General features: G+C 48.4%; 15 protein-coding genes. 4 read left to right on the forward strand and 11 right to left on the reverse strand.

Features of this window, described 5'->3' with window-relative positions; translation table 11 throughout:
* Nucleotides 1-242: 242 nt before the first annotated feature.
* Nucleotides 243-1292, forward strand: a complete 1050-nt coding sequence (locus MRBLPE1_RS03760) for an ROK family transcriptional regulator (protein WP_414698847.1) — start codon at nucleotides 243-245, stop codon at nucleotides 1290-1292.
* Nucleotides 1293-1353: 61 nt separating this feature from the next.
* Here MRBLPE1_RS03760 and MRBLPE1_RS03765 read toward each other — a convergent pair whose 3' ends face one another.
* The 3 genes from MRBLPE1_RS03765 to MRBLPE1_RS03775 all read right to left on the reverse strand — a co-directional run bounded on the left by MRBLPE1_RS03765 (nucleotide 1354) and on the right by MRBLPE1_RS03775 (nucleotide 6245).
* Entirely contained in the window at nucleotides 1354-2601 is a 1248-nt protein-coding gene (locus MRBLPE1_RS03765) for an MFS transporter (protein WP_364141700.1), read from the reverse strand.
* A 177-nt stretch (nucleotides 2602-2778) separates the two neighbouring features.
* Nucleotides 2779-4197, reverse strand: coding sequence for a glycosyl hydrolase family 28 protein (locus MRBLPE1_RS03770; protein WP_364141703.1), 1419 nt, complete (start codon nucleotides 4195-4197; stop codon nucleotides 2779-2781).
* 155 nt (nucleotides 4198-4352) lie between these two features.
* Complete coding sequence (locus MRBLPE1_RS03775; protein WP_364141706.1) at nucleotides 4353-6245, reverse strand: beta-L-arabinofuranosidase domain-containing protein; 1893 nt, start codon at nucleotides 6243-6245, stop codon at nucleotides 4353-4355.
* Nucleotides 6246-6396: 151 nt separating this feature from the next.
* Between MRBLPE1_RS03775 and MRBLPE1_RS03780 the strand changes: the two genes are divergently transcribed.
* On the forward strand, nucleotides 6397-7269 hold the full coding sequence (locus MRBLPE1_RS03780; RefSeq protein WP_364141709.1) for a helix-turn-helix domain-containing protein: 873 nt from the start codon (nucleotides 6397-6399) through the stop codon (nucleotides 7267-7269).
* Nucleotides 7270-7432: 163 nt separating this feature from the next.
* The gene (locus MRBLPE1_RS03785; RefSeq protein WP_364141712.1) at nucleotides 7433-8500 is read left to right on the forward strand and encodes a LacI family DNA-binding transcriptional regulator; all 1068 of its coding nucleotides are present in this window, start codon (nucleotides 7433-7435) and stop codon (nucleotides 8498-8500) included.
* Nucleotides 8501-8567: 67 nt separating this feature from the next.
* Here MRBLPE1_RS03785 and MRBLPE1_RS03790 read toward each other — a convergent pair whose 3' ends face one another.
* Nucleotides 8568-9518: a nucleoside hydrolase gene (locus tag MRBLPE1_RS03790; protein WP_364141714.1), complete on the reverse strand. Its 951-nt coding sequence runs from the start codon at nucleotides 9516-9518 to the stop codon at nucleotides 8568-8570.
* Between the two features lie 142 nt (nucleotides 9519-9660).
* On the opposite strand from MRBLPE1_RS03790, the gene MRBLPE1_RS03795 reads away from it, so the two are divergent.
* On the forward strand, nucleotides 9661-10437 hold the full coding sequence (locus tag MRBLPE1_RS03795; protein ID WP_364141716.1) for an AraC family transcriptional regulator: 777 nt from the start codon (nucleotides 9661-9663) through the stop codon (nucleotides 10435-10437).
* A gap of 26 nt (nucleotides 10438-10463) precedes the next feature.
* On the opposite strand, the gene MRBLPE1_RS03800 is transcribed toward MRBLPE1_RS03795, so the two are convergent.
* The 7 genes from MRBLPE1_RS03800 to MRBLPE1_RS03830 form a co-directional block, all read right to left on the reverse strand.
* Nucleotides 10464-11636: a Ger(x)C family spore germination protein gene (locus MRBLPE1_RS03800; RefSeq protein WP_364141719.1), complete on the reverse strand. Its 1173-nt coding sequence runs from the start codon at nucleotides 11634-11636 to the stop codon at nucleotides 10464-10466.
* Between the two features lie 27 nt (nucleotides 11637-11663).
* Nucleotides 11664-13178: a spore germination protein gene (locus tag MRBLPE1_RS03805; protein WP_364141721.1), complete on the reverse strand. Its 1515-nt coding sequence runs from the start codon at nucleotides 13176-13178 to the stop codon at nucleotides 11664-11666.
* Between the two features lie 26 nt (nucleotides 13179-13204).
* Nucleotides 13205-14314: a GerAB/ArcD/ProY family transporter gene (locus MRBLPE1_RS03810; RefSeq protein ID WP_364141723.1), complete on the reverse strand. Its 1110-nt coding sequence runs from the start codon at nucleotides 14312-14314 to the stop codon at nucleotides 13205-13207.
* A 213-nt stretch (nucleotides 14315-14527) separates the two neighbouring features.
* Complete coding sequence (locus tag MRBLPE1_RS03815) at nucleotides 14528-15415, reverse strand: ROK family protein (protein ID WP_364141725.1); 888 nt, start codon at nucleotides 15413-15415, stop codon at nucleotides 14528-14530.
* Nucleotides 15416-15491: 76 nt separating this feature from the next.
* Nucleotides 15492-17756: a GH32 C-terminal domain-containing protein gene (locus tag MRBLPE1_RS03820; RefSeq protein WP_364141728.1), complete on the reverse strand. Its 2265-nt coding sequence runs from the start codon at nucleotides 17754-17756 to the stop codon at nucleotides 15492-15494.
* Between the two features lie 29 nt (nucleotides 17757-17785).
* Nucleotides 17786-19288, reverse strand: a complete 1503-nt coding sequence (locus tag MRBLPE1_RS03825; RefSeq protein ID WP_364141731.1) for a glycoside hydrolase family 32 protein — start codon at nucleotides 19286-19288, stop codon at nucleotides 17786-17788.
* A gap of 80 nt (nucleotides 19289-19368) precedes the next feature.
* Nucleotides 19369-21009, reverse strand: a complete 1641-nt coding sequence (locus MRBLPE1_RS03830) for an ABC transporter substrate-binding protein (RefSeq protein ID WP_364141733.1) — start codon at nucleotides 21007-21009, stop codon at nucleotides 19369-19371.
* Nucleotides 21010-21072 lie beyond the last annotated feature (63 nt).

Below are 21072 nucleotides of genomic sequence, written 5' to 3' on the forward strand. Positions count from 1 at the left end.
CAATAAACGAAAATAAAAATCAGAATATGCTACTATGTAACATTTATTCTGACACAAAACCGCAAGCGCAACAACAAGGATGCGATAAACCGCAATAAGGACGCACTTCACGATAAGAAGGTAATTTGAAGAAATATGTCGAAATTGGATAGTGGCAAAAATGAGGCATACCCCGTTGCGATAAGAGCTCATTATTTATTTCCGATAAAATGCTGTACAATTTAGGATATTAATTTGACTTGGTGGTGAATGTGATAAAAAAGCCGTTTATAACACCAAAACGAATGAATCAGGCCATTCACAGCCAAATCCGCTTAACGCTGTTAGAGCTTAGTCATGCAACAAAAGCCGAGATCAGCCAACGGACGGATATCAGCTTCCCAACCGTAAGCAAAGCCTTAGAGCAGATGGAACAAAGCGGCGAAGCCGTTATGGCCGGAATCGATGAATCCAGCGGCGGAAGAAGACCGGTAAGGTACGCATTGAATGCTGAGCATCGCTATGGTTTAGGCGTTTACCTGGAAAAAGAGGAAACGGTATATACCGTCATCAATTATAGGGGGGAAGCCGTCGCAACCCTGAATCTGCCCAGCGTTTTAGAGGAGGGTCCCGAGGCGTTCACCGCGCAACTGCAGACAGTCATCAACCGTTATCCGAGCATTCAATCCGTAGCTATAGGCGTACCTGGATCAGTGAAGGACGGAAAGATTTTTTTCATCCCCGAATATGAGAAGTTTTCACAATTTGATATGAAAGCCTTCTACGAGGAACGCTTCAACCTGCAGGTTGTCGTTGAAAACGATATGAATGCAGCCGTGTTAGGATACCACGACCTGAGCAGAAGAGTGGATAATCAAACGTTGGCCTACGTCTATTTAGGAAAAAACGGCCCGGGAGCCGGCATATTGATTAATGGCGATGTCATTAGGGGGAGCACGTTTTTTTCGGGCGAGGTTTCTTTCGTGCCGCAATATGATCGGTACAATTTTCTGGAAGCCGTCAGAAAATCGCGCCAAGCACAGCAGGAGCTTGGCAAATCAGATGAGCTTGGAGACGATATGATCGATGCGATGAGCCGATTAGTCGCAGCATTAGTATCTATCATTAACCCGCATGCCGTTATCTTTTGCAAAGATGATATTAACAGAGCCGATGCCGATAAGATCGCGTTACAATGTGCAAAATACGTCCCGGATACCCACATTCCGGAGCTTGTCATAAGCGATTGGAAAGAAGATTATCTGCATGGACTGCAGCGTCTTGCGCTCCATCGCATGATGGAAGGCTTATAAATCACAACAGCCCCTCCTTTTTACCAGGATGGGCTGTTCTTTTTACCTATGTCTGCCGACTTTAAATCAGTTCTTTGCGCGCCTTCAAATATCGGTACAAGAAACAGCCCGATACCGCACAAATCAAAGCGCATAAACCTATAAATCCATAACCGGCCTGAAGCCCCCTCAGCAAGCCCAGCTCCGTATCTGCGCCATAGCTGTTTCGGATCCCTTTGGTGATCGCGCCGATCGCATAATTGCCGATGACGCTGCCGATCCCCATCAGAGTAACGGTAAAGGTAATTGCGGTATCGCTTCCGCGCGGGTATCTTTTGGCAATAAAAGCCATGACGGTGGGATAGATCGGCGCTATGCCAATGCCTGCCGCAGCGAACATAAAGGCCAATGTTTCACCGCCTAATACGGCAATAAAGGTACATACGGCCGAGAAAGCGGAGAAAATAATGAGTGAAAGATTAAATCCGATTTTGTCCGTCACCGGACCGAGTAAAAGCCTGGCTGCAGAGAAGCAAAGAAAAAATACGGAGAGCATGCCGGATGCGGACACGCTGTCCCACTTATAAGCTTTTTCCAGAAAATTGACCAGCCAACCGCCTACGGCCAATTCCGATACGACGCCAAACGAAAGGATAAGCACCAAAAGCCATAAAGCCGGATCACGCACTAAGCTTTTCAGCGGAATCCGATCTTCGCTGGATAAATCATCGCCCGGAAATTTACTTAAAAAAGCCGGGATCATCGGAAGTACAGACAGGCACAGCATGATCAGATACATCTCACGCCAATCGATCGCATGCCCGAACAAACTTACGGTCATTAATCCGGAAGCAACCATGGGAGCGACAGTCGAGCTAAGCCCGTAAAAGAAATGGGATAAGTTCATCATCGTGCCGGTGTTCCTCACAAAAATGCGCGCGCCGAGAATGGCCAAAGCAATTTCCAGCATTCCGTTGCCGATATACATGAGGAAATAAGAAGAAGAAAAAACGGGATAGCTGTGGGAGAAATAAATAAGAATTCCCGACAGCAGCATCGACCCGAAAGCCATAATGCTTACGGCTTTGATTCCCAGCTTGTGCGTTAAAATCGCGGTAAAGGAGCAAGCGATCAAATACCCCAGCGCATTAAGCGACAAAAGCGTTCCGAGCTGCATCTCATCCAACATGAAATCAAATTGAATGCGAGGAATCGCCGGCCCTTTAATATTTTCTGAAATGCCAAAAATAATAAATCCCAAAAAAATGGTCGCGAGCTGCATGGCATACGAATTGTTAATCTTCTGACGTACTTGCATTTGTTTATTCATCGTTAAAAATCCCTTCGTTTTTCTCGCATGTTTCGAACATACCGAACTTATTAAAGGCCTTTAATTTCTTTCAGAGCTTATCACAGGCAGCACGGAAACACAATGAAAAATTCTCGGTACCGCATACAAAAAAAGCCACGCTGCGAGTGGCTTTTACATGTTTGCTAACTGTATGTTTTATTGCTTGTCCTCATTCACAAATGAGATATTGCGAGCAAAATCGTTAACAGATAATGAATGATGATTTATTCGATTAACCGTCTTCCCGCCAATTCTTAGATTGATAAACGTGACCCCGTCTAATGCCCGCTCCTCGTCAAACCCATGGATTCGCGACGGATGCGCCGTGCCGCCGGCAAATTCGACGTTTTGAAACACAATCTGCTCGATTCGTTTTCCTGGCGCAGGGTTATAATCGGGGTTATGGACGACGCGAATATCAAATAACTGTCCCATTTCAATGGACTCAACCCGAATTCTGTTATATAAGACGTTTCGCACAATGTTTTTATCCCCTGCATTAATGGACATGGCTCCCCAATAATTAGGTTGAGGCTCATGATGCTCCAATATATCTATGTTTTCAAAACGAATGTCTTCAATAATATCCCCGTCCGCGTCATAATCACCGTGAGTACCGATCATTAGAGGATGAGCGACATCTGCCCAAAGCACCGAGTTCGTTACTTGTATGCGCCGGGAATCTCCGCGGTACTCCAAACGGCTGCCGTAAATGGCGATGCAATCGTCAGAGTTTCGCATAAATACGCCATCAATGCGGATATCCGAGCTCGACATGATATCGATCCCGTCCGACCATCCGCGTGTGCTGAACGATTTGAGACCTTGTATGCTTACATGATTGGAGCCTCCGACATAAACACTATAATGAGGCGTATCGATTGTCATAATTCCTTCAATAGTTATTCGTTCAGAATGCATGATACGCACCCCGCGGAATGCCGAGTAACGATGAAAATCTGCCAAATAAATCATACCGCGTCCTCGAATGGTTATATCGCTTACGTTATCGCAGACAAAAGATCCTACGACGGCTGCTCCTCCATCGATATAGACGGTCTTCCCGGAAGGCAGGCGAACGATGGTTTCTTCGATATAATGCATGCCTGGGGCAAAATACAAAATGCTTGCATCCGTCTCCAGCCACTCCTGCCGATGAATGCCTGGCTTAATAACCTTTACGTCTTCATCATTTAGCGAAGGAACGTTAATCTCGAGCGCATTACCGAACAAATGCAAGTTGCGGAAGCGATCATCATTGACCTCTATGGACAGCATCGTTGGCTGATCTATTTGAAACGAAATAGCATTGCCATTCTGCTCGGGTACGATCCCTAATGCCAACGGACGCATAATAACGGTTTCAACATGGGTATAACGACAAGATATTTCCACATCAACAGGACCCTCTAAATCAAAATAAGCCATCGAGGCTTTTCGCACCTGATGCATATCCACCTTGACTTCGTAAACCGGCAGCATTATCCATTCTCCGCCGCTTGCGCGTATCTTTACTTCAAAATCGCCGTTTTTGGGGATATCCCGTAATTCGGGATAGATGTTGACTTGGCTCATTAGGTTTAACTCCTTTTTGAAAAAAGCGAATGCTTGCAATTTCAAATCGATAATAAAGATTGTTCTTGATTATAACGCGGCATTCGCTCAAAAAGTGTTGATTTAATGCTTATATATGTTGATATTTTGCGATGCTTAACCATCTGGCCTTACGATTATTCCCCCTCGCGCGGCTCGATCGGAAAATATACGCTATAGGTCTCATCCTTTATTTCATACAACGGAATGAATCGAAAACCGCGGTCCTGCCCTTTGGTACGATAATAGCCTGGATTCCACCAGCTGTGGTAACGTTCCCGATCGGGCACAAGCAATGACTCCAGCTGCTCCGGTTTACCGACAAGTCGTCTCTCCTCCTCCACCAGGCCTGCCAAGACGATTGGCCCGTCCATAAATGCGTACATCTCCGTCTCGCCCGGAAGCAGTTCAGCCGTTAATGTCTTCCGCAGCTCTATGCGTACAATATCTCCATCCGCCCATTCCCGGTGCAATTCCGCATACGATGACGGCTGCCAATTCCCTTGCTGCTGCACGCCGTTGATTGAAATCAATGTATTGCCATGCACCCACCAAGGCAATCGCAGCTTCAAACAGAAAGGCTTGCGGGAAGCAAGCGAAAGCTTGACTTCATAGATGAAGCTATTCGGCCGGTGCACCGGCATAGGCGGCACATCGACTTTCGTGATTGCTGTCATCCCCTCTACATTCCATGCCTGAAGAGGATACAGCCCGTTTTGCCCGTCCTGCCTGATCGATAAACGAATGATTGTATCATCTACGACCGCTGACAGCGTGGAGGGCAGCCACTGCATAATCGCGATACCCTGCTCGTCTTGCAGAAATATTTGTTCCTGGTAAGCAGCATTCGCTTGCACCAGCGTACCGTGACAGCACCAGAAATGCTGTGTGGCAGAACCCCATTTCTTTTGGCTGCCCGCACCGATTCCGAGAAAATACGCAATCATCCCCGTTTCTCCATGCTGGTGCGCAAGTACGCCATTAACGAATCTTCGTTCCCAATAATCAGCGTAAATCGGATTGCCTGTCCAGCGCAGCAATACATGCGCCAACCGCATCATGTTATAATTCACGCAGTGCTCCTGCCCGACACCCATCCGTGTCATATCCGCTCCCGGCATCCAAAGCTCCGCATCGTCTACGGCACCTGTCGCTAGATAACCCCGATCCTCTACCGCGCACTTCCAGAACGCCTCGACAATATGACGGTAACGTATTTCTCCCGTTGCCTCCCATGCCTTCGCAGCGCCCAAAATTTCCGGAATCTGCGTATTGGCATGTTTATTCGTCAATACATCCTGTCCCTCTAGAAGCGCATCAAAGAATCGCCGCCGGTCGTAACGATCGATCAAGTCCCGATGCTTCGTCTCCTTCGTCAAGGCGTACAGCTCCACCCAAGTCTCCAGCATTCCACCGGTCTCCAAATCAAGCAGATCATCCATTTGCTCGCGGTTAAATGAATCTGTCCAGCGGTGGAACCAATCCGCTATAGCAGCCATCATCCTAAGCGCTTGCTCATTTCCGGCAAGCACATGCATTTCACGGAGGCCCATTAACAGCTTATGAACCGTATAATGCGGCGCCCACACCCATTTGCCGTTCACGATCCGGTGCAAATAGGTTTCCGGAAAAGCGGCCAAAAACCCGGTCCCGATGGCTTCCTGGCACTTTGCCAGCTCAGAGACGATAAAATTGGCTTTGGCCTTCACAAGATCATCGTCCGTTTGCTTGTAAATACGGGCAGCAGCAGATAACCAATGTCCCATCATATGGCCGCGCAGCTCACAGGTTGGCGACTCCCATCCCCAATGCCAATTTTCAGGACCATCCATTCTCGTTGTTGTAGCGCTGGTCGTTCCGCCGTTCCCGCTATAGCTCCATAATCCCGCTTCCAAATAAAAATTCCGGAGAAGATTTTCGTTGGTCAAACTCATGACATATTGTTTGTTTAACTGAAACCGTTCCTGCAGCGGGCCTGGGGCAAGCTGAATGCTGCCAGCTGCAAACTCATGAAATTTCATGTGCGTCATTTTGATAAACCTCCCTTTTTTTGTTCGGTGAAATTATCATATAATCGATAGATACAAAGAAAAATACACGAATCCACAGGTTTCATATCTTTTTTTTAGGTAATCAATTGAAAGCCGCCGCCGATCATTCTATCATGGGGAGGTAATCATTTTGGAATGCAGCCTGTATTTGAGCGCAGATCGCATGCCTTTGGTCAGGGATATTGGAATGAACCGAACCGACTCCCTCTACACGCACCCCGACCGCACGGCGGGCTATGACGTTTTTCTATTTGTCGTCCACGGCTGCATGCAGGTCATTGAGGAAGGAACGGAGTATTTTGTCAGAGAAAACGAACATTTGTTTTTGAAAAAAGGAAAACATCACTGGGGTCTCCCCTTAACGGTTCCGGGAACAACCTGGTATTGGATTCACTTCAGCGTGCCGACCGATGAAAATATAACGTATCGCGAACACCCGCCGCTGCCGGAAATTGATTATTATCAGCCGGATCATTATCACTACTTGATTCAAATGCCAAAACACGGAACCTCCCCTTTTCATTCCGTATTGGAAGCGCGCCTGCAAGCGTTGGCAGCCGATTACTTTTTTCCCGCCAAACACGGCATGATGCAGTTGAGTCTGCGGGTATGCCAATTGTTTCTCGATCTGCAGAAGCAGATGAAGCAGCAGGAAAAAGAAAAGCACACGGGTAAAGCCGACACCGTCGCCGGTAGAGTGATTGCTTTTTTATTACAGCACTGCGAAGAAGATTTTGATTCCGCCAGCCTTGCAGGTAGCATGAAGCTCAATTACAGCTATCTCTCTGCCGCGTTCAAGGAACAGACCGGTCAAACGATCGTCGAGACGCATGCGCGATTGCGGATGGGCAAAGCAATTGAATGGATGAGAAATAGCTCCCTCAACGTTTCTGAGATCAGCGAACGGGTTGGATACCGCAATCCCTATTATTTCAGCCGCGTATTCAAGAAGGTGCTTGGCGAATCTCCCTCCTCCTATATGCGCAATATTTATAAAACCTAGCAAAGGTTTGTTCATCGGACATATTTTTATTAAACGTTTAGTTATTTAACCTTCATAAAAACTAAAATTTACATAAAATCAGAGTCCTCCCATTGCATATTTCCTCTATTTTTATTAAACTAAACGTACTAAACAACTGATAATCGTTAGGGGATATATAACCGTGAAAATGGAAGATATAGCAAAGCTCGCAGGCGTATCGAAAGCAGCCGTATCGCTTGCATTGAACGGAAAACCAGGCATAAGCGCGGAAACCCGCGCACGGATATTGCAAATTGCCGATGAAAACGGCTATGCGGCAAAAACCAAGACCGCTGCAGCCGAACCCGCTCTGAAATCTTTAACTTTCCTTGCCTTTGCCAACTCGGGCATCGTATTGGAACAGTATTATGAACAGCCTTTTTTCCGCGAACTCATCCACCATATCGAAGACCGGTGCGGTCAAAACGGTTTTTCTCTTATTTATGCGTCTGTCGAGCATGAGAACTATGGGGAGAAGATTAGAGCTTTGGCTGAGGAAAAGCGCAGCGATGGCGTCATCCTGCTCGGAACGAATTTAAATCAAACCCAAATCGCCCAAATTAGTCATGATATAGCGGTGCCGCTCGTCGTTATGGATACTTGCTTCGATACGCTTCCGGTTCATTTCGTCGGGATCAATAATATGATGGGAGCCTATCAAGCAGGGGCTCATCTGTGCGGCATCGGGCATCGAAGCATTGGATATATCGCTTCGAATGTACGCATTCATAATTTCGACGAACGGAAACGGGGCTTCGATGCCGCCTTGCATGAAAACGGCCTGCGCTTCGACGAAAGCTGCACCTTCTCCGTAGCGCCTACCATACTTTCTTCGCAGGAGGCGTTAAAACAACAGCTTACGGATTACCTCAAAGCGGGAGACCCGCTCCCTACCGCCTTTTTCTGCGAATGCGACTATATCGCGATCAGCGCGATCAAGACGCTTGGGGAGCTTGGATACCGTATTCCGGAGGATGTTTCGGTCGTAGGCTTCGATAATATCTCGGAGTCCAGAATTATCACGCCCGAGCTTACAACCGTACATGTCGCCAAAGAGAGAATGGCTCATCTTGCCGTCGATTTGCTGATCAACGCGATCGCCTTTCATGATCCGATCAAAACGAAAATTACGGTAGATACGGAGTTTGTCGGGAGAACTTCTTCCGCGGCGCCAAAGCAATTAGCGGCTTCCAGCCGTATAGAGGCTTAACGGATACGATAAAAAAAGCGATGCTCGGCTCAAATGGCCGGGCATCGCTTTTTTTTAAAATTAACGATTATTGATCATTATTGCTGGGATCCCTTCCCTCTCTATTGGCTAGTTTGGAAAACAGGTCATGGAATACCGCATCACGGTCAATATAGCTTGCGCAGCGTATCAAATGCCTGGAGGAATCGATGCTCCACCGGAAATCCCCTGCCAGTCTTGGACTTTGCGTAAGGCGAGAGGGAACAAAGCCCGGCTGATTGAGCCAAGCGATGACCGAAATATCCCAAATCACCCTGGAGTAAGCAAAATGATCCTCCTTGCAGTTTCGGTAAGTTTCGTAAAGGTACTCACCAATCTCGCCCGAGGGCTTCACATAATCTCGAATCTCGGATAATGTCGTTCGCAGATTCGATGCCGCACCCATGCATGGTATAAGCACCAATGGCACGCCGCAGTCCAACAGTATTCTCGAGGCGTGGATATCCTGCGCCAAATTAAACTCTCGCGTATCCGGCCACTCCAGTGCGTGGCCGCCTAGCCAAATGACGACAATCCGCTCGATTATTCCCGGCTCCAATAGAATCGCGCTCGCGATATTCGTAATCGCTCCGATGGCTGCGACATATAACGGATCTTCCGGCTCGCACGCCATTGCCCGCTCCACCAAATTAGCAGCCGCATCGCTATGAACGGGAGAATGAGCCGACGGCAAATAGGCCTCTGAACCGCGGTACACCGGGATATCTTCCCTGTCCATTAGCTTCAGAATGCGGTTAATCTCCTGAAAGCTTTTTTCCATGCCATCCTTGGGTCCCGTCGACAGATCGTTAAAGAACGGCGCCGCGTAAAGCGCTTGAAGCTCGATCTTCTCCGGCGAAAGGAGCGCGTAAATGACAGCGAATTGATCATCAATTTCATTAAACGTATCGGTATCCAGCACCATTCTGACTTTTCCTTTTGGAGCCTCCAGCTTACGGACCAGCTCATCCGCTGATAATACCGGAAATTGCACATCCATGACAACATCCTCCATCCATATAATGAATTGGCTTTCAAGCGATGCTATAATGAATTCATTTTATAAATAAATTAATCATTACAGTAGCCTTATTCGGTTATCGTTTATCACGAATTGGCTAACTTGATGGGAGATGCGTCTGATGGCAGCTTCGTTTGATTTCTTTTATCAAGCTACACGCATGAAAAATGAATGGATTGCGCCTCATCACCATCCATGTTATGAGCTGGTCTATTATGTCAGTGGACAAGGACAAACCCGGATAGGAAAAAAGGATTATTCCTTTAATGCCGGGGATTACGCGATTATCAACCCTTCCACCATTCATGAAGAACGCCATGAATGGCAATCCAAAGTCATGTTTTGCGGTTTCGCAAGCAACGTTTACCCTCCCTTGGTAGAAGGAATCTACCATGAGACTTCCAGCCTGCCTATGGGCAGGCTAATGCGCGCTATCGCAAATGAGCTTCGCGACAAGAAACCATTCCATAAACAAATGCTGGATAACCTGGTATCTCACTTATATTTAGAGCTGTTAAGAGCTCATCCTTCACAAGTAACCGAATACCGAACGGATGTCATTCAATACGCCCAGACCTTTATAAACGAATATTTTATGCACAAAATTGATTTTCGCGCGTTGGCAGCCCAATCGGGTTACAGTTATGACCGGTTTCGTCATTTATTCAAAATCAAGGTCGGCGCTTCTCCTATTCAATATATTTTGGAGCGAAGAATTGAGCATGCCAAAGCGATGCTGCGACACACACATATGCAAGTCTCGGTTATCGCAATGGAATGCGGATTCTCTACGGATGCGCAGTTTTGCAGTATGTTCAAGCGAGAAACAGGCATCACTCCAATTCGCTACAGGGAGAGCGCATGCCTTACCTCTCCTGATCCCGTAACGTATCAATAGTCAACAAATGACATTTCGCGTATCGGCTACTTTGTTTCTTTGCTGAGACCGATTCTCTTAATGCTTACTTTAGACTTAATTGTCACCTCTAGTTCTGGAAATACCGTATCCCATTTCTCTTTATAGCTCTTATTCCATTGTTTCGGATAGGATTGGTAAACGATTCTTCCGAATCCGAATATGTCCGAACGAAATTGCTTTTGCGCTTTCACTAAAGCCAGCTCCATCCGCTGCTTAATGCTCTCTTCCAGCTTGGTCTCTATAAAAGCCAGCTCTTTGGATTGCGAAAGATTTATCGGGGAGGCATTTTCCAGCACGGTTACTTTAGAGTCGGATTTAACCTCCATTTTTAATTGGCCGCCTTGGAAATAGGGTTTGAAGTCCGTATCCGCTTTTATAAATTTAACGCTTACCTTGCCGCCCCCCTTTTCCTCGGGAATGTTGACGGTAATCACGCCAAGATCCAGCTCGTTTCGAAGATGCAATATTCCCCGGGATTCGGAAGCATTCATCCAGCCGATCAATTTATCTTTCTTGAACACAGCGGCCCCTGATATGGCTTGGACGATTTGAGAGGCAGAGCTTTCTTGGCCTGAATCATTTTTTGATTCTAAAGGTACTAATTTAAATCGTGGAGCTACCGGCTCTACTCCATCCGAAAGGAGCATATCCCAAAAATCTTTTATGGACACCTTTAGGCCAATGCCTTGTTTCATGATCTCTCTCGTTTCTTCGGAAGGAACCTTCTCTAATAAAGGTCTGCTTTTCAAAAATTCGGAGGCTTCGCCGTTTGTAAATACGATTAGGGCATTTACGCGCGGCTCTTGATATCTGGCAAAAAAATCAATGATGTACGAAACGCCGTCCTTAGCTGATTTTTCTCCAATGATTAGGACTCTGCTATGCGAAAGGAAAATTCTTCTCGACAGCTTCTCTTGAATTCTCCGATAGGCATCCGATAAGGTTACGCCCGTTTCCGAAGCGTTAAATGTGCTCCTTACATTGCCGCTCATATTTCCAGCTGCTCCAAATGTTGCCGGTACTCCGATTTGAAGCGATAAACGAATCTTGTTGCCGTCAATTTTATCTACTCCCATCGCGGTAACGACAGCAATGTCATTCACTTCCACCCGATTCCAGCAGCCTGTGAGACATAGAATGACGATTAGCGACAATAAAACGTTTTTTAGCGAGCTCACTGGGCACAGCCTCCCCTATCCTGACCTCTATTTTTTTCGCTTTTGAGGCTGCGGCCGCAGCCATCTCCCCATTCGGAGCGGATTTTTTTTCCCGGTGTCGCTTGGCCGTTTCTTCATGGCCCACCATGGTACGCGCACAAATACATCCTTGAGATCACTGAAATTGAAAGGAGCAAGAGGAGACAAATAAGGGACGCCAAAGGACTGGAGCCGGACGAGATGGCTTAGTATCAGAAAAACACCGAGCAATATGCCGTACATCCCAAGGAATGCAGCAAGAAACATCATCGGAAAACGAAGTAAACGGATCGCGCCTGTCAGACTGTAGCTAGGGAACATAAAGGATGCAATCCCGGTAATCGATACCACGATAACCAACGGAGCACCGACGATTCCTGCCTGTACGGCCGCTTGTCCGATAACCAACGCACCGACAATGCTGATCGTTCCGCCGATCGCGCGCGGCAATCTCAGTCCGGCTTCCCTTAGAGCTTCGAATGATATTTCCATCAATAGAGCCGCAATAAATACGGGAAAAGGTACGGACTCCCTGGCAGATGCTACACTGAACAACAAGTTTGTCGGCAGCAGCTCCTGATGGAACGAAGTCACCGCTACATAAATGGATGGGAACAACAGAGCAACGAATATAAAAAAATAACGTAAGCAGCGAATCGTCGAAGCCAATATGAAATGCTCATAATAATCTTCGGTCGAGTTCATAAGCTGAAAAAAGGTGATTGGCACGATCAGGGCAAACGGGGTATTATCGACCATAATGCCGATTCTGCCTTCCAGTATATTTCCGACCAGCCGGTCAGGCCGCTCCGTCTGCAGAACCTGAGGAAAAACAGAGTAGGGATTATCCTCGATTAATTCGATAATATAACCGCTGTCCTCAATGGCATCGATAGATATTTGATCCAATCTGCTCCGGACTTCCTTGAGTATGGAGTGATCTGCAATACCTTCCAGGTAGGTGATTATTATTTCGGTTTGCGAGAGCTCGCCGAGTTTTATGCTTTCCATTTTTAATTGCGCTGTTTTTAAGCGTCTTCGAACCAAGCTCACATTTGTGCGAATATCCTCCGTAAATCCTTCCCGCGGACCATAGATGACTACTTCGGTTGTCGGCTCTTCGACCGATCTTTTTTCCCATGATTTTTCGCTTATGAGCAGCGCTTGCGCTACCCCATCGACGAGCAAGGCCGTTCCGCCGCTTAACACATGGTCCATGATTTCCTGCAGCGATTCTCCGCTAGCAACTGACGCGGATAAAATCTTTTTCTCGATATCCTGAAGAACGATGGGGCTTTGCAAAGTAATATCGTTGCTGCTAACCAATGGAGTTAATATATTCATATCTATGCGATCCAGATTGATAAGACCGTCAAGATAAAAAACGACGGCTTTATGGGTATCGTATATTTCAAATTCCCGATAAGAGAAGTCTACGGACCGGTCAAATTTATCCTTTACCATCTGAAAATCCTCTTGAAGAACGCCAGTAAGGAAATCCCAATCCTCATTCGTTTTTTTCATTAAGAAAACCGCCTCCGCAAAAAAAACTAGGTTTGAAATTTTTTACGCACAAAAGCGATGCTCAGCAGTAAAGAAGGGATTACGATTTGTAACGGAACATGTAAATAGGGATCTATAAATGTTCTCCCTATTTCCAAGAATTTAACGAAATCCGGTGCATGGAATACCGATAAAGGGGCAATGATTACACCGAGAATAAGCAGTATGGATTTGTTGCTTTTTAGTTTAAATAATTGACCTATGGCAATGGATGCGCCTAATGTCCAAGCGCCAACCTTAAAAAAAACGCCTGCAACCATCATCAATATAATGAGGGAATCAAAACGCTCCAGAAAGTCTGCGATCGATACCATACGTGCAGCGGAAAGCAGCGGGAAATACTCCTGCTCGAAAATATTGGGGCCTAATACCGAAATCATAATGATGCAATTAATAGACAGCAATAGCCCTCCGAGAAGAATCACGGCCATCCCTACTTTTTTGGCATTTTCTTTTTTTTTTAATAAGGGGAAGAACATCGTAATTAATACGGTTTCGCCAAACGGAAAAGCTAAAATAGAAGGGCTGGGATAAGGAAATACCTCCTTTAAAACCGGATATATCCCTTCACCAAGAACAGGGGTAAGCCGCTTCAGGTCGAATTGATCCAGGCTGATCGCCATTAAAACCCACATCGCAACCAACACTAGGATGTAAACCGGAAACACCATTTCGCCCATCCGTCCAAACACGTCGGTCCCCCCGCTTAAGCTGTAGATCATCAGAACCATAAAACTCCCCACTACGATAATTAACGGCGTTTCCGTCAGAATCGTAGATGCGATAAGTTCGCCGAAATCCCTGCAAGCCGTACTGGCAAGATAGGTAAAATACAAGATATAAATAAGCATAATGGGATAGGAAAGAAACCTGCCAATGATTTTGGGCAGCATCTGTATTAAGGAATCATCCGGATAATACGCAGACAATTTTACATAAATCCCCATTAAGAACAGGCCGCAAAACATCGCAGTCAAAATAGCCAGCCATGCGTCCTGTTTAGCCCCTGCTCCTATCGCAAAAATGATGGTGTTTCCGATTTCGAATCCAATCATGATATAAAAGAGTTGAAGTCCGCTTAATTTTTTTAGATCCATGGTTTCCCGCCTCAGCTAACCAAATCTAGATATCCATGCCAAATTCTACATAACCATTTCTATATTTTCCCGTAAGCCATAAAGTTATGCGCAGCATAATGTATGGGGAAGTCCTATGAAAAACTATAAATCTATCGAAAAACAAAAAAAGAACTGCGGGCATTTTTGCCTGCAGTTCTTTAGCCGTCAAACGATATGATCACTCGTAAATGATTAAGATTGTCTCGAACGTTCCAAAGCCGCCAAGCCGAGTGCGAGTGAACCGCTTAAGCCTGCATTGTCCCCGAGACCGGGAGCGACGATGTAATTGTCCATTCCAGCCTGAAGCGGAGCCGCATTCAAATATCCGTTCAAATTTTTACCGACCTCAGCTCGTATCATCGGAAGCAGATGCTTCTGCTGCATCACGCCTCCGCCCATAATGACCATTTTCGGCGAAAGCATGAGGATAGCCGATGTTACGGCTTGACCGAGATAATATGCCTCCATCGCCCATGCCGGGTGATCCGCCCCTAACTCGCTGCCTTTTACGCCCCATCGCTTTTCGATTGCCGGGCCAGCCGCAAGTCCTTCCAAACAATCCCCATGATAGGGACAATGGCCTGAAAAACGGTCATCCGGGTGGCGTCTCGGCAAAATATGCCCGCCTTCCGGATGCACGAGGCCGTGCACGAGCCTGCCCTCCGAATAAACGCCTAATCCGATTCCCGTTCCGATCGTGAAATAAACGCAGCTGTCGAGTCCCTTGGCAGCCCCCCACGCCGCTTCGCCGTAGGCAGCGGCATTCACATCCGTGTCCCAGCCGAACGGCACGCGATACTCCCGCTTCAGCGTTTCAAGAAACGGAAAGCCCGACCAGCCCGGCTTTGGCGTAGTCGTCACGCTGCCATACGTTTCGCTGAGCAGATCGATGTCAATCGGCCCGAACGTACCGATGCCGATCGCCTCAACCTTTTTGTCTTTGAAATATTCGATAACCTGCTCCATCACCCGCTCTGGATGCTCGGTAGGAAAGCTGATCCGTTCCTCGATTGCCCCGCTTTCGCTGCCAATTCCGCATACAAACTTTGTTCCCCCTGCTTCGATTGCTCCAATACGCATTCTCTCGGTCTCCTCTGCCTGTTCTTCGCTTAAATGGCTGCCCTGAAAAAGGGCAGCCAAAAACAAAGCTTTTATGTTATGAGTAAATGGATTTCATCTTCCAAACGCTTAACGATTTAATCTTCCGTTGACCGTCGCCCATAAGCTTCAGGCCAAGCGCATCCTCGAGGGTCGGATAAACCCTTGTCGTTAAGCTTTTTAGACCATTCGCGTAGACCTCGACCATCGAACGGTCCAAATAAATATGCAGCCGCAAAGCCTCGCCCGAAAGCTCCAGCTTGCCCGACTGTACGCCCTTCGTTCTCTCTTCCCGGGACAGCGTGGTCTTCGAGCGGTCTACGCCGAGCTCATCCTTGCTCCGGTCGTAGTAAATGAGAGTCTCTTCCTCCCCCAATGGGGATTGCCTTACCCATAGACCTAAGCGTTCCGCCGCCTCGTCTGCGCCAAATGCGATACGGATGTCGAGCATATCGCCTTGTACTTGCTCCAGCAGTTGGTTTGCCTCAGCCAGCGTCGTTTCCGAAATCTCGCAAAGCTGCTCCCCGCGCAGCGTTTCGAGCTCTGCAATCGGCTCGATGCCGAGCCGCCCGTCCGACCGCAAGAAGATATGAAGCGGCAGTCCGGCATTATGCGCCCAGCCGGAATCGTAATCAAGCTGCGGCGTCCTCTCGCCCTGCGCAATCGTAAAAATAATATTGCGTCCCGTTCTCGGGTCCACCATTCCGCTTGGACCGGTAAAATGAAAATCGCCAACGTCAATCAGCTGCGGCTCATCATGATCGGGAACAAATCGCACTTTTTTCCGGTCAAATGAGCCAATCCAGTAGAATACTTCGACGTCAGCGCCCGGGCCGAGCGGGCTGATAAGCAGAACATGCTTTTCGCTCCCCGAGGCATCCTTCCCGAGCGGAAGCAGTACCGGCAGCTCCCACATATTGCCGAGTTCAGGGTACTTCTCGGGGTCACTGACATAAAACGGGCCATGATAAGTCCAATCGATCATATTGTCCGAGGTATACGCAAGTGCCGTGCCTCCCTGGCCGTCCGTGCCCGAGCCGATAAGCAAATACCATAACCCGCCTTCCTTCCAAACAAACGGATCCCGGAAGTCGCCGAACATGCCCTGCCCTTTCTCTTGTACGATCAACGGCTTAGGATGCTTCTCCCAGCTGACCAAATCGCTATCGCCGTCCTGGAGAAACCGGCTGCGGGCGAGTCCCACCCTTTGGTTTGGTGATGCGCTGTCATCGCCTGCCGTAAAGAACAAAGCAGGGATGCCGTTCTCATCATAAGCCGCGCTGCCGGACCATACGCCGTCAGGATCGACGACCCCTTTCTCCGGGGCAAGCGCGATCGGCAGGTCGCGCCAGTGAACCATGTCGTCACTTACCCAATGGCCCCAATGTATCTGTGCCCAATAGGGTCCCTGAGGATTATGCTGATAGAACAAATGATATTTTCCGTTAAAATAAATTGGCGCATGCGGCTCATTCATCCAATGAACCGGCGGGCTCGCGTGATACTGCGGCCGGTGCCTGTCTTTGAGGAGCGGCGTTCGGTCGAGCCGAATGTCTGCCTCTGGAATTAAAGGCGCGCTTCCGCCATAAGGGGTCAATGCCTCTTTGTAAGCCGCCGCAATCTGTACGACGCTCAAAGCCCGGGAGTAAATCCGCACATCGTCCATAAGACCATCGAACATGTTGTGTCGGAATGCCTCAGCGAGAACCGTCGCCTGATTGTTTTTTCCAATCAACAAATCCTCGGTGCTCGAATCCATTGCCCTGGCCGCAGGCGTCGCTTGTTCGGCAACCTGTTCTCCGTTTAAATAAAGCCTCATGACGCCTTCGCTGTGGCTGAACGTTGCGGCAACATGTGACCAAGCCTGCTTCAAGAGTGGCCGGTGATGGCACCAGAGCTCATGCCAGCTTCCTCCGATGCCGATCTGGAGCGACCATGAGCCATGTCTATACATGCCTAAGATATAGCCTTCCGCCGCTTCGCGATCATGCTGATTGACGATAGCGGAGAGGCGTTTTTCCACTCCCCATTCATAAGAACGCGGAGCGACCCACGCCGATACGGTAAACGCGTCGCTCAGCTTAGGAGCCATTTCCGCGGGACGGGTAATCCACGTCGAATACCCGTCAAACAGCAGAGCGCCGCCGCAAACGCCGGGACGCCACTGCGGGTCTGCTGCTTCCGTAAATCTTGGCTGAAGCAGCGCGTAAGATACCTCATCCGTTTGCCCGCTCGCCAGGTCTGCCGCAAAGGCGCCGTTCTTCTCATCCAGCGGCCAATGGGCTTCAAGACCCGTCGATTGTTCCTGCTTATCCTCATTCATGAACATCCGTCCTCCCGATTAGCCTGGACTTATTGGCCAACAGCCTCAGTCGCTTTTGATACGTAAATCGATTTAAGCGGATGAATCCGCAGCGAACGAAGATTTACCGTTCCGCCCTTTGCAAATACTTCCATTCCATGACTGCCCTCAAGCGGGAACAGCTGATCCGTTATGACAAGTCCTCCCTCATCCGCAAACACCTCTACGGAAGAGCGGTCTACCCAAAGCTGGAGCTTAATGACGCCGTCCTCTGCCCTAAGCGAGGCCTCATGCCTGCAGCCGAAATCAGAATGAAAATCTATGATACCTGAGTTCGAACGGTCTATGAACAGCTTACCGCCAGCAACCTCGTAACCGACTACTGTCTCGTGTTTCTCGCCGGCATGTATTTTAAACCCGAATTCTTCCGCCGTATCCAGCTCGAATTCCGCTTCCAATTCGTATAGTCCATCCGTCAAGCCGCTGAGCAAGCTGTTTCCCGGCTCGACCAGCTCATCGTTCCATTCCCGGGTGCCGAGTCTAAGCTGCTCAAGTTCGGCAGCGGCTGTCTGGACGAGGCGTACGCCCTCTGCGTCCTGTCTCAGCGATAGGATACGCGGAAGCGTCATTGCGCCGCGCCAATCATCCGTCGGAATTAAATTAGCATATTTCCAATTGTTCATCCAGCCGATAAACATCCGTTTCGACTCTAGGTCAGGGGCATCCGACCAGGTCACGCCCGCGTAATTATCGCGTCCATGGTCAAGCCAGAGGACGCTTTCCGCCGGATTGTCGTTCTTGAACGAAACACCGTCAAACTCGCCGATAAAATATTGCGTTCGTGAGCCTTCCGGGCACTTCTCCGAATCTCCGATGCTTACGATCATTACCCATTTTTTGGCATCATCTCCGTCTTTCACCGGCAGAGCAAATAAATCCGGACATTCCCATACGCCTTCATGCGAACCATCCTGCGCCCCAAATTCGCTTGCGAACGTCCAGTCCTTTAAGTCAGGCGAGTGGTAAAGGAACAGCCGGTCTCCGGCGGCAAGCACCATAATCCAGCGATTCGTTTCTTCATGCCAGAACACCTTAGGATCTCGGAAATCCGCGCAGCGCTCATCGATGAGTACCGGGTTCCCCTCATAAGGTATCCAAGTTCGCCCATTATCCTTGCTGAAAGCGAGGCTTTGCCGCTGCTTGGACAGATCCGAATCCGGAATCATCTCCGTTTGCGTATATATAGCAACGAGTCCTGCTTTCCCGTCGAAAAAGCCGCTCGTATCGTTCCAATCGACAATCGCGCTACCCGAGAAGACGGTCCCGTTATGATCCGGATATAACGCAATCGGATGATGCTCCCAGTGAACCAGATCTTTGCTGACCGCATGGCCCCAATGCATCGGACCCCATATCGTGCTCTCCGGATGATGCTGGTAAAACAAATGGTATTCCCCTTCGTAATAAACCATCCCGTTCGGATCGTTCAGCCAGTTGGCTGCGGGTGTAAAATGAAACTGCGGACGCAGTGGATTGTCGTAATTAGTCTTCATATGATTCTATTTCCTCCTATCGGCATATAAGCGGATGCAGGCCGCAGCGGCATACGCCCCGGCCTGCTTATCCTCTATTTTTATTTTTTAACTTCTTCGTTGTAACGGTCAAGAGCGGTTTGGTAGAGCTCCATCAGCTTGCTTAGTCCCATATCCTCGGCTGTTTTCACATAGCTGTCCCATGCTTTGTCACTCATGCCGTCAACGATAAATTTAGCGCGCTGCGTATTTACGAATTTAATCAGCTCAGGCTCGATTTGATTGATGGTATCCAGCTCTTCCGGCAGGAAGAAAATCGTCGGATAGTTTTCTTTCTCCATGAATGGCTCGTAGTATTGCTCCAAATCCTTCTTCCGCTGCTGCGCGCGCGGCTCCATATCGACAATGGTTTTGAAATGCTCGCTGGTAATGACGCCTGCGCCGTTTGGCGCAACCTTCTGGCGGAATTCGCCCATGGATACGCCATCTTCAAGCGGCAGGTTCACAAGCTTTCCGTTTGCATCCTTCTCATAAATAACGCCGATCGGGCCCCAGTGGATTTGTGCTGCCATGTAAGGCTCATATTGCTGGTCGATCCAACGCATAGTCACTTCCGGGTTCTCGTTATCCTTCGTAATGACAAAGGCGTTTCTGCCCGGTCCTCCGCCATTGCCTCTGCCAATCGTCTTTTTGCCGGTTGGACCGGTAAGCGGCGGCACAAGAGCGTAGTTTGCGGCCTGAGCCGTACCTACAACCTCCTCGACTTCCCACCATACGTAGGAGCCGAGCGTAGGCTCAGGCGTCTTGCCTTTGGCCAAATATTGCGGCGCATCCTGCGTAAAGGATTCCGGATCGATCAGCCCTTGCTTATACCATTTTTCGTTAAAATATTTCAATGCTTCTTTGTATTCCGGCTGCGTAGCCGTAAACATCACTTTTCCGTCGCGTACGATGCGGTGTTCAAGATTGTCCGGCAGGCCAAAAGCTCCGAATAAGCCCGCTATGTCCATACACCACTGCATATGCATGAAGCTGAGCGGTATTTCATCGGCTTTGCCGTTGCCGTTCGGGTCTTGCGTCTTGAACGCGACCAGCGCTTCCGTATATTCGTCAAGCGTTTCCGGGAATTTCAAACCCAGCTTGTCGAGCCACTGCTTGTTGATGACGTGGAAAAACGGGTTTGTGCCCAGCTCGTTTTCTTCCCATGTCGGAAGTCCGTAAATATGTCCGTTCGGAGCCGTGATTGCAGCCTTGATATCGGGTCTTTCCTCAAGCAGCTTCTTCAGATTCGGAGCGTATTGCTCAATCAGATCTTCCAAAGGAATAATCGTTCCGTCCTCGCTGTACGTAATCAGTTCAAAATCGGAAAATTGCGAAGCATAAAACGCATCCGGCAGATCCCCGCTCGCAAGCAGCAGGTTTTTCTTCTCCACGTAATCCGTGTCAGGAATGTTATTCCATTCGATATGCACGTTCGTGTCGGTTTCCAGACGCTTGAAAATTTCCATTTCGTTGTATTCCGGCGCAAGCGCCGCTTTCGGTGAAACGAGCTGCAATGTAATTTTGTCTTTGACGATAGGCAAGCCTTCCTTATTAAAACTTGCCTCCTCGCTGCCAGTATTGCCTGTATTGCCAGTATTTCCTTTGTTTGTTTCCTTGTTCCCTTCGTTGCCGGAGCATGCGGAAAGCATCATGGCAGCTGTCAAAAGCAAGCTGACTGCAACAGACCCTGTCTTTTTCATTTTTAGTGATCCTCCCTTAGTGGTTATATCTATTTATTTATCATCAACCGAGTCCGATCCGCG

The organism is Paenibacillus sp. LPE1-1-1.1, from assembly GCF_040676435.1.
Classification (GTDB): Bacteria; Bacillota; Bacilli; order Paenibacillales; family Paenibacillaceae; genus Pristimantibacillus.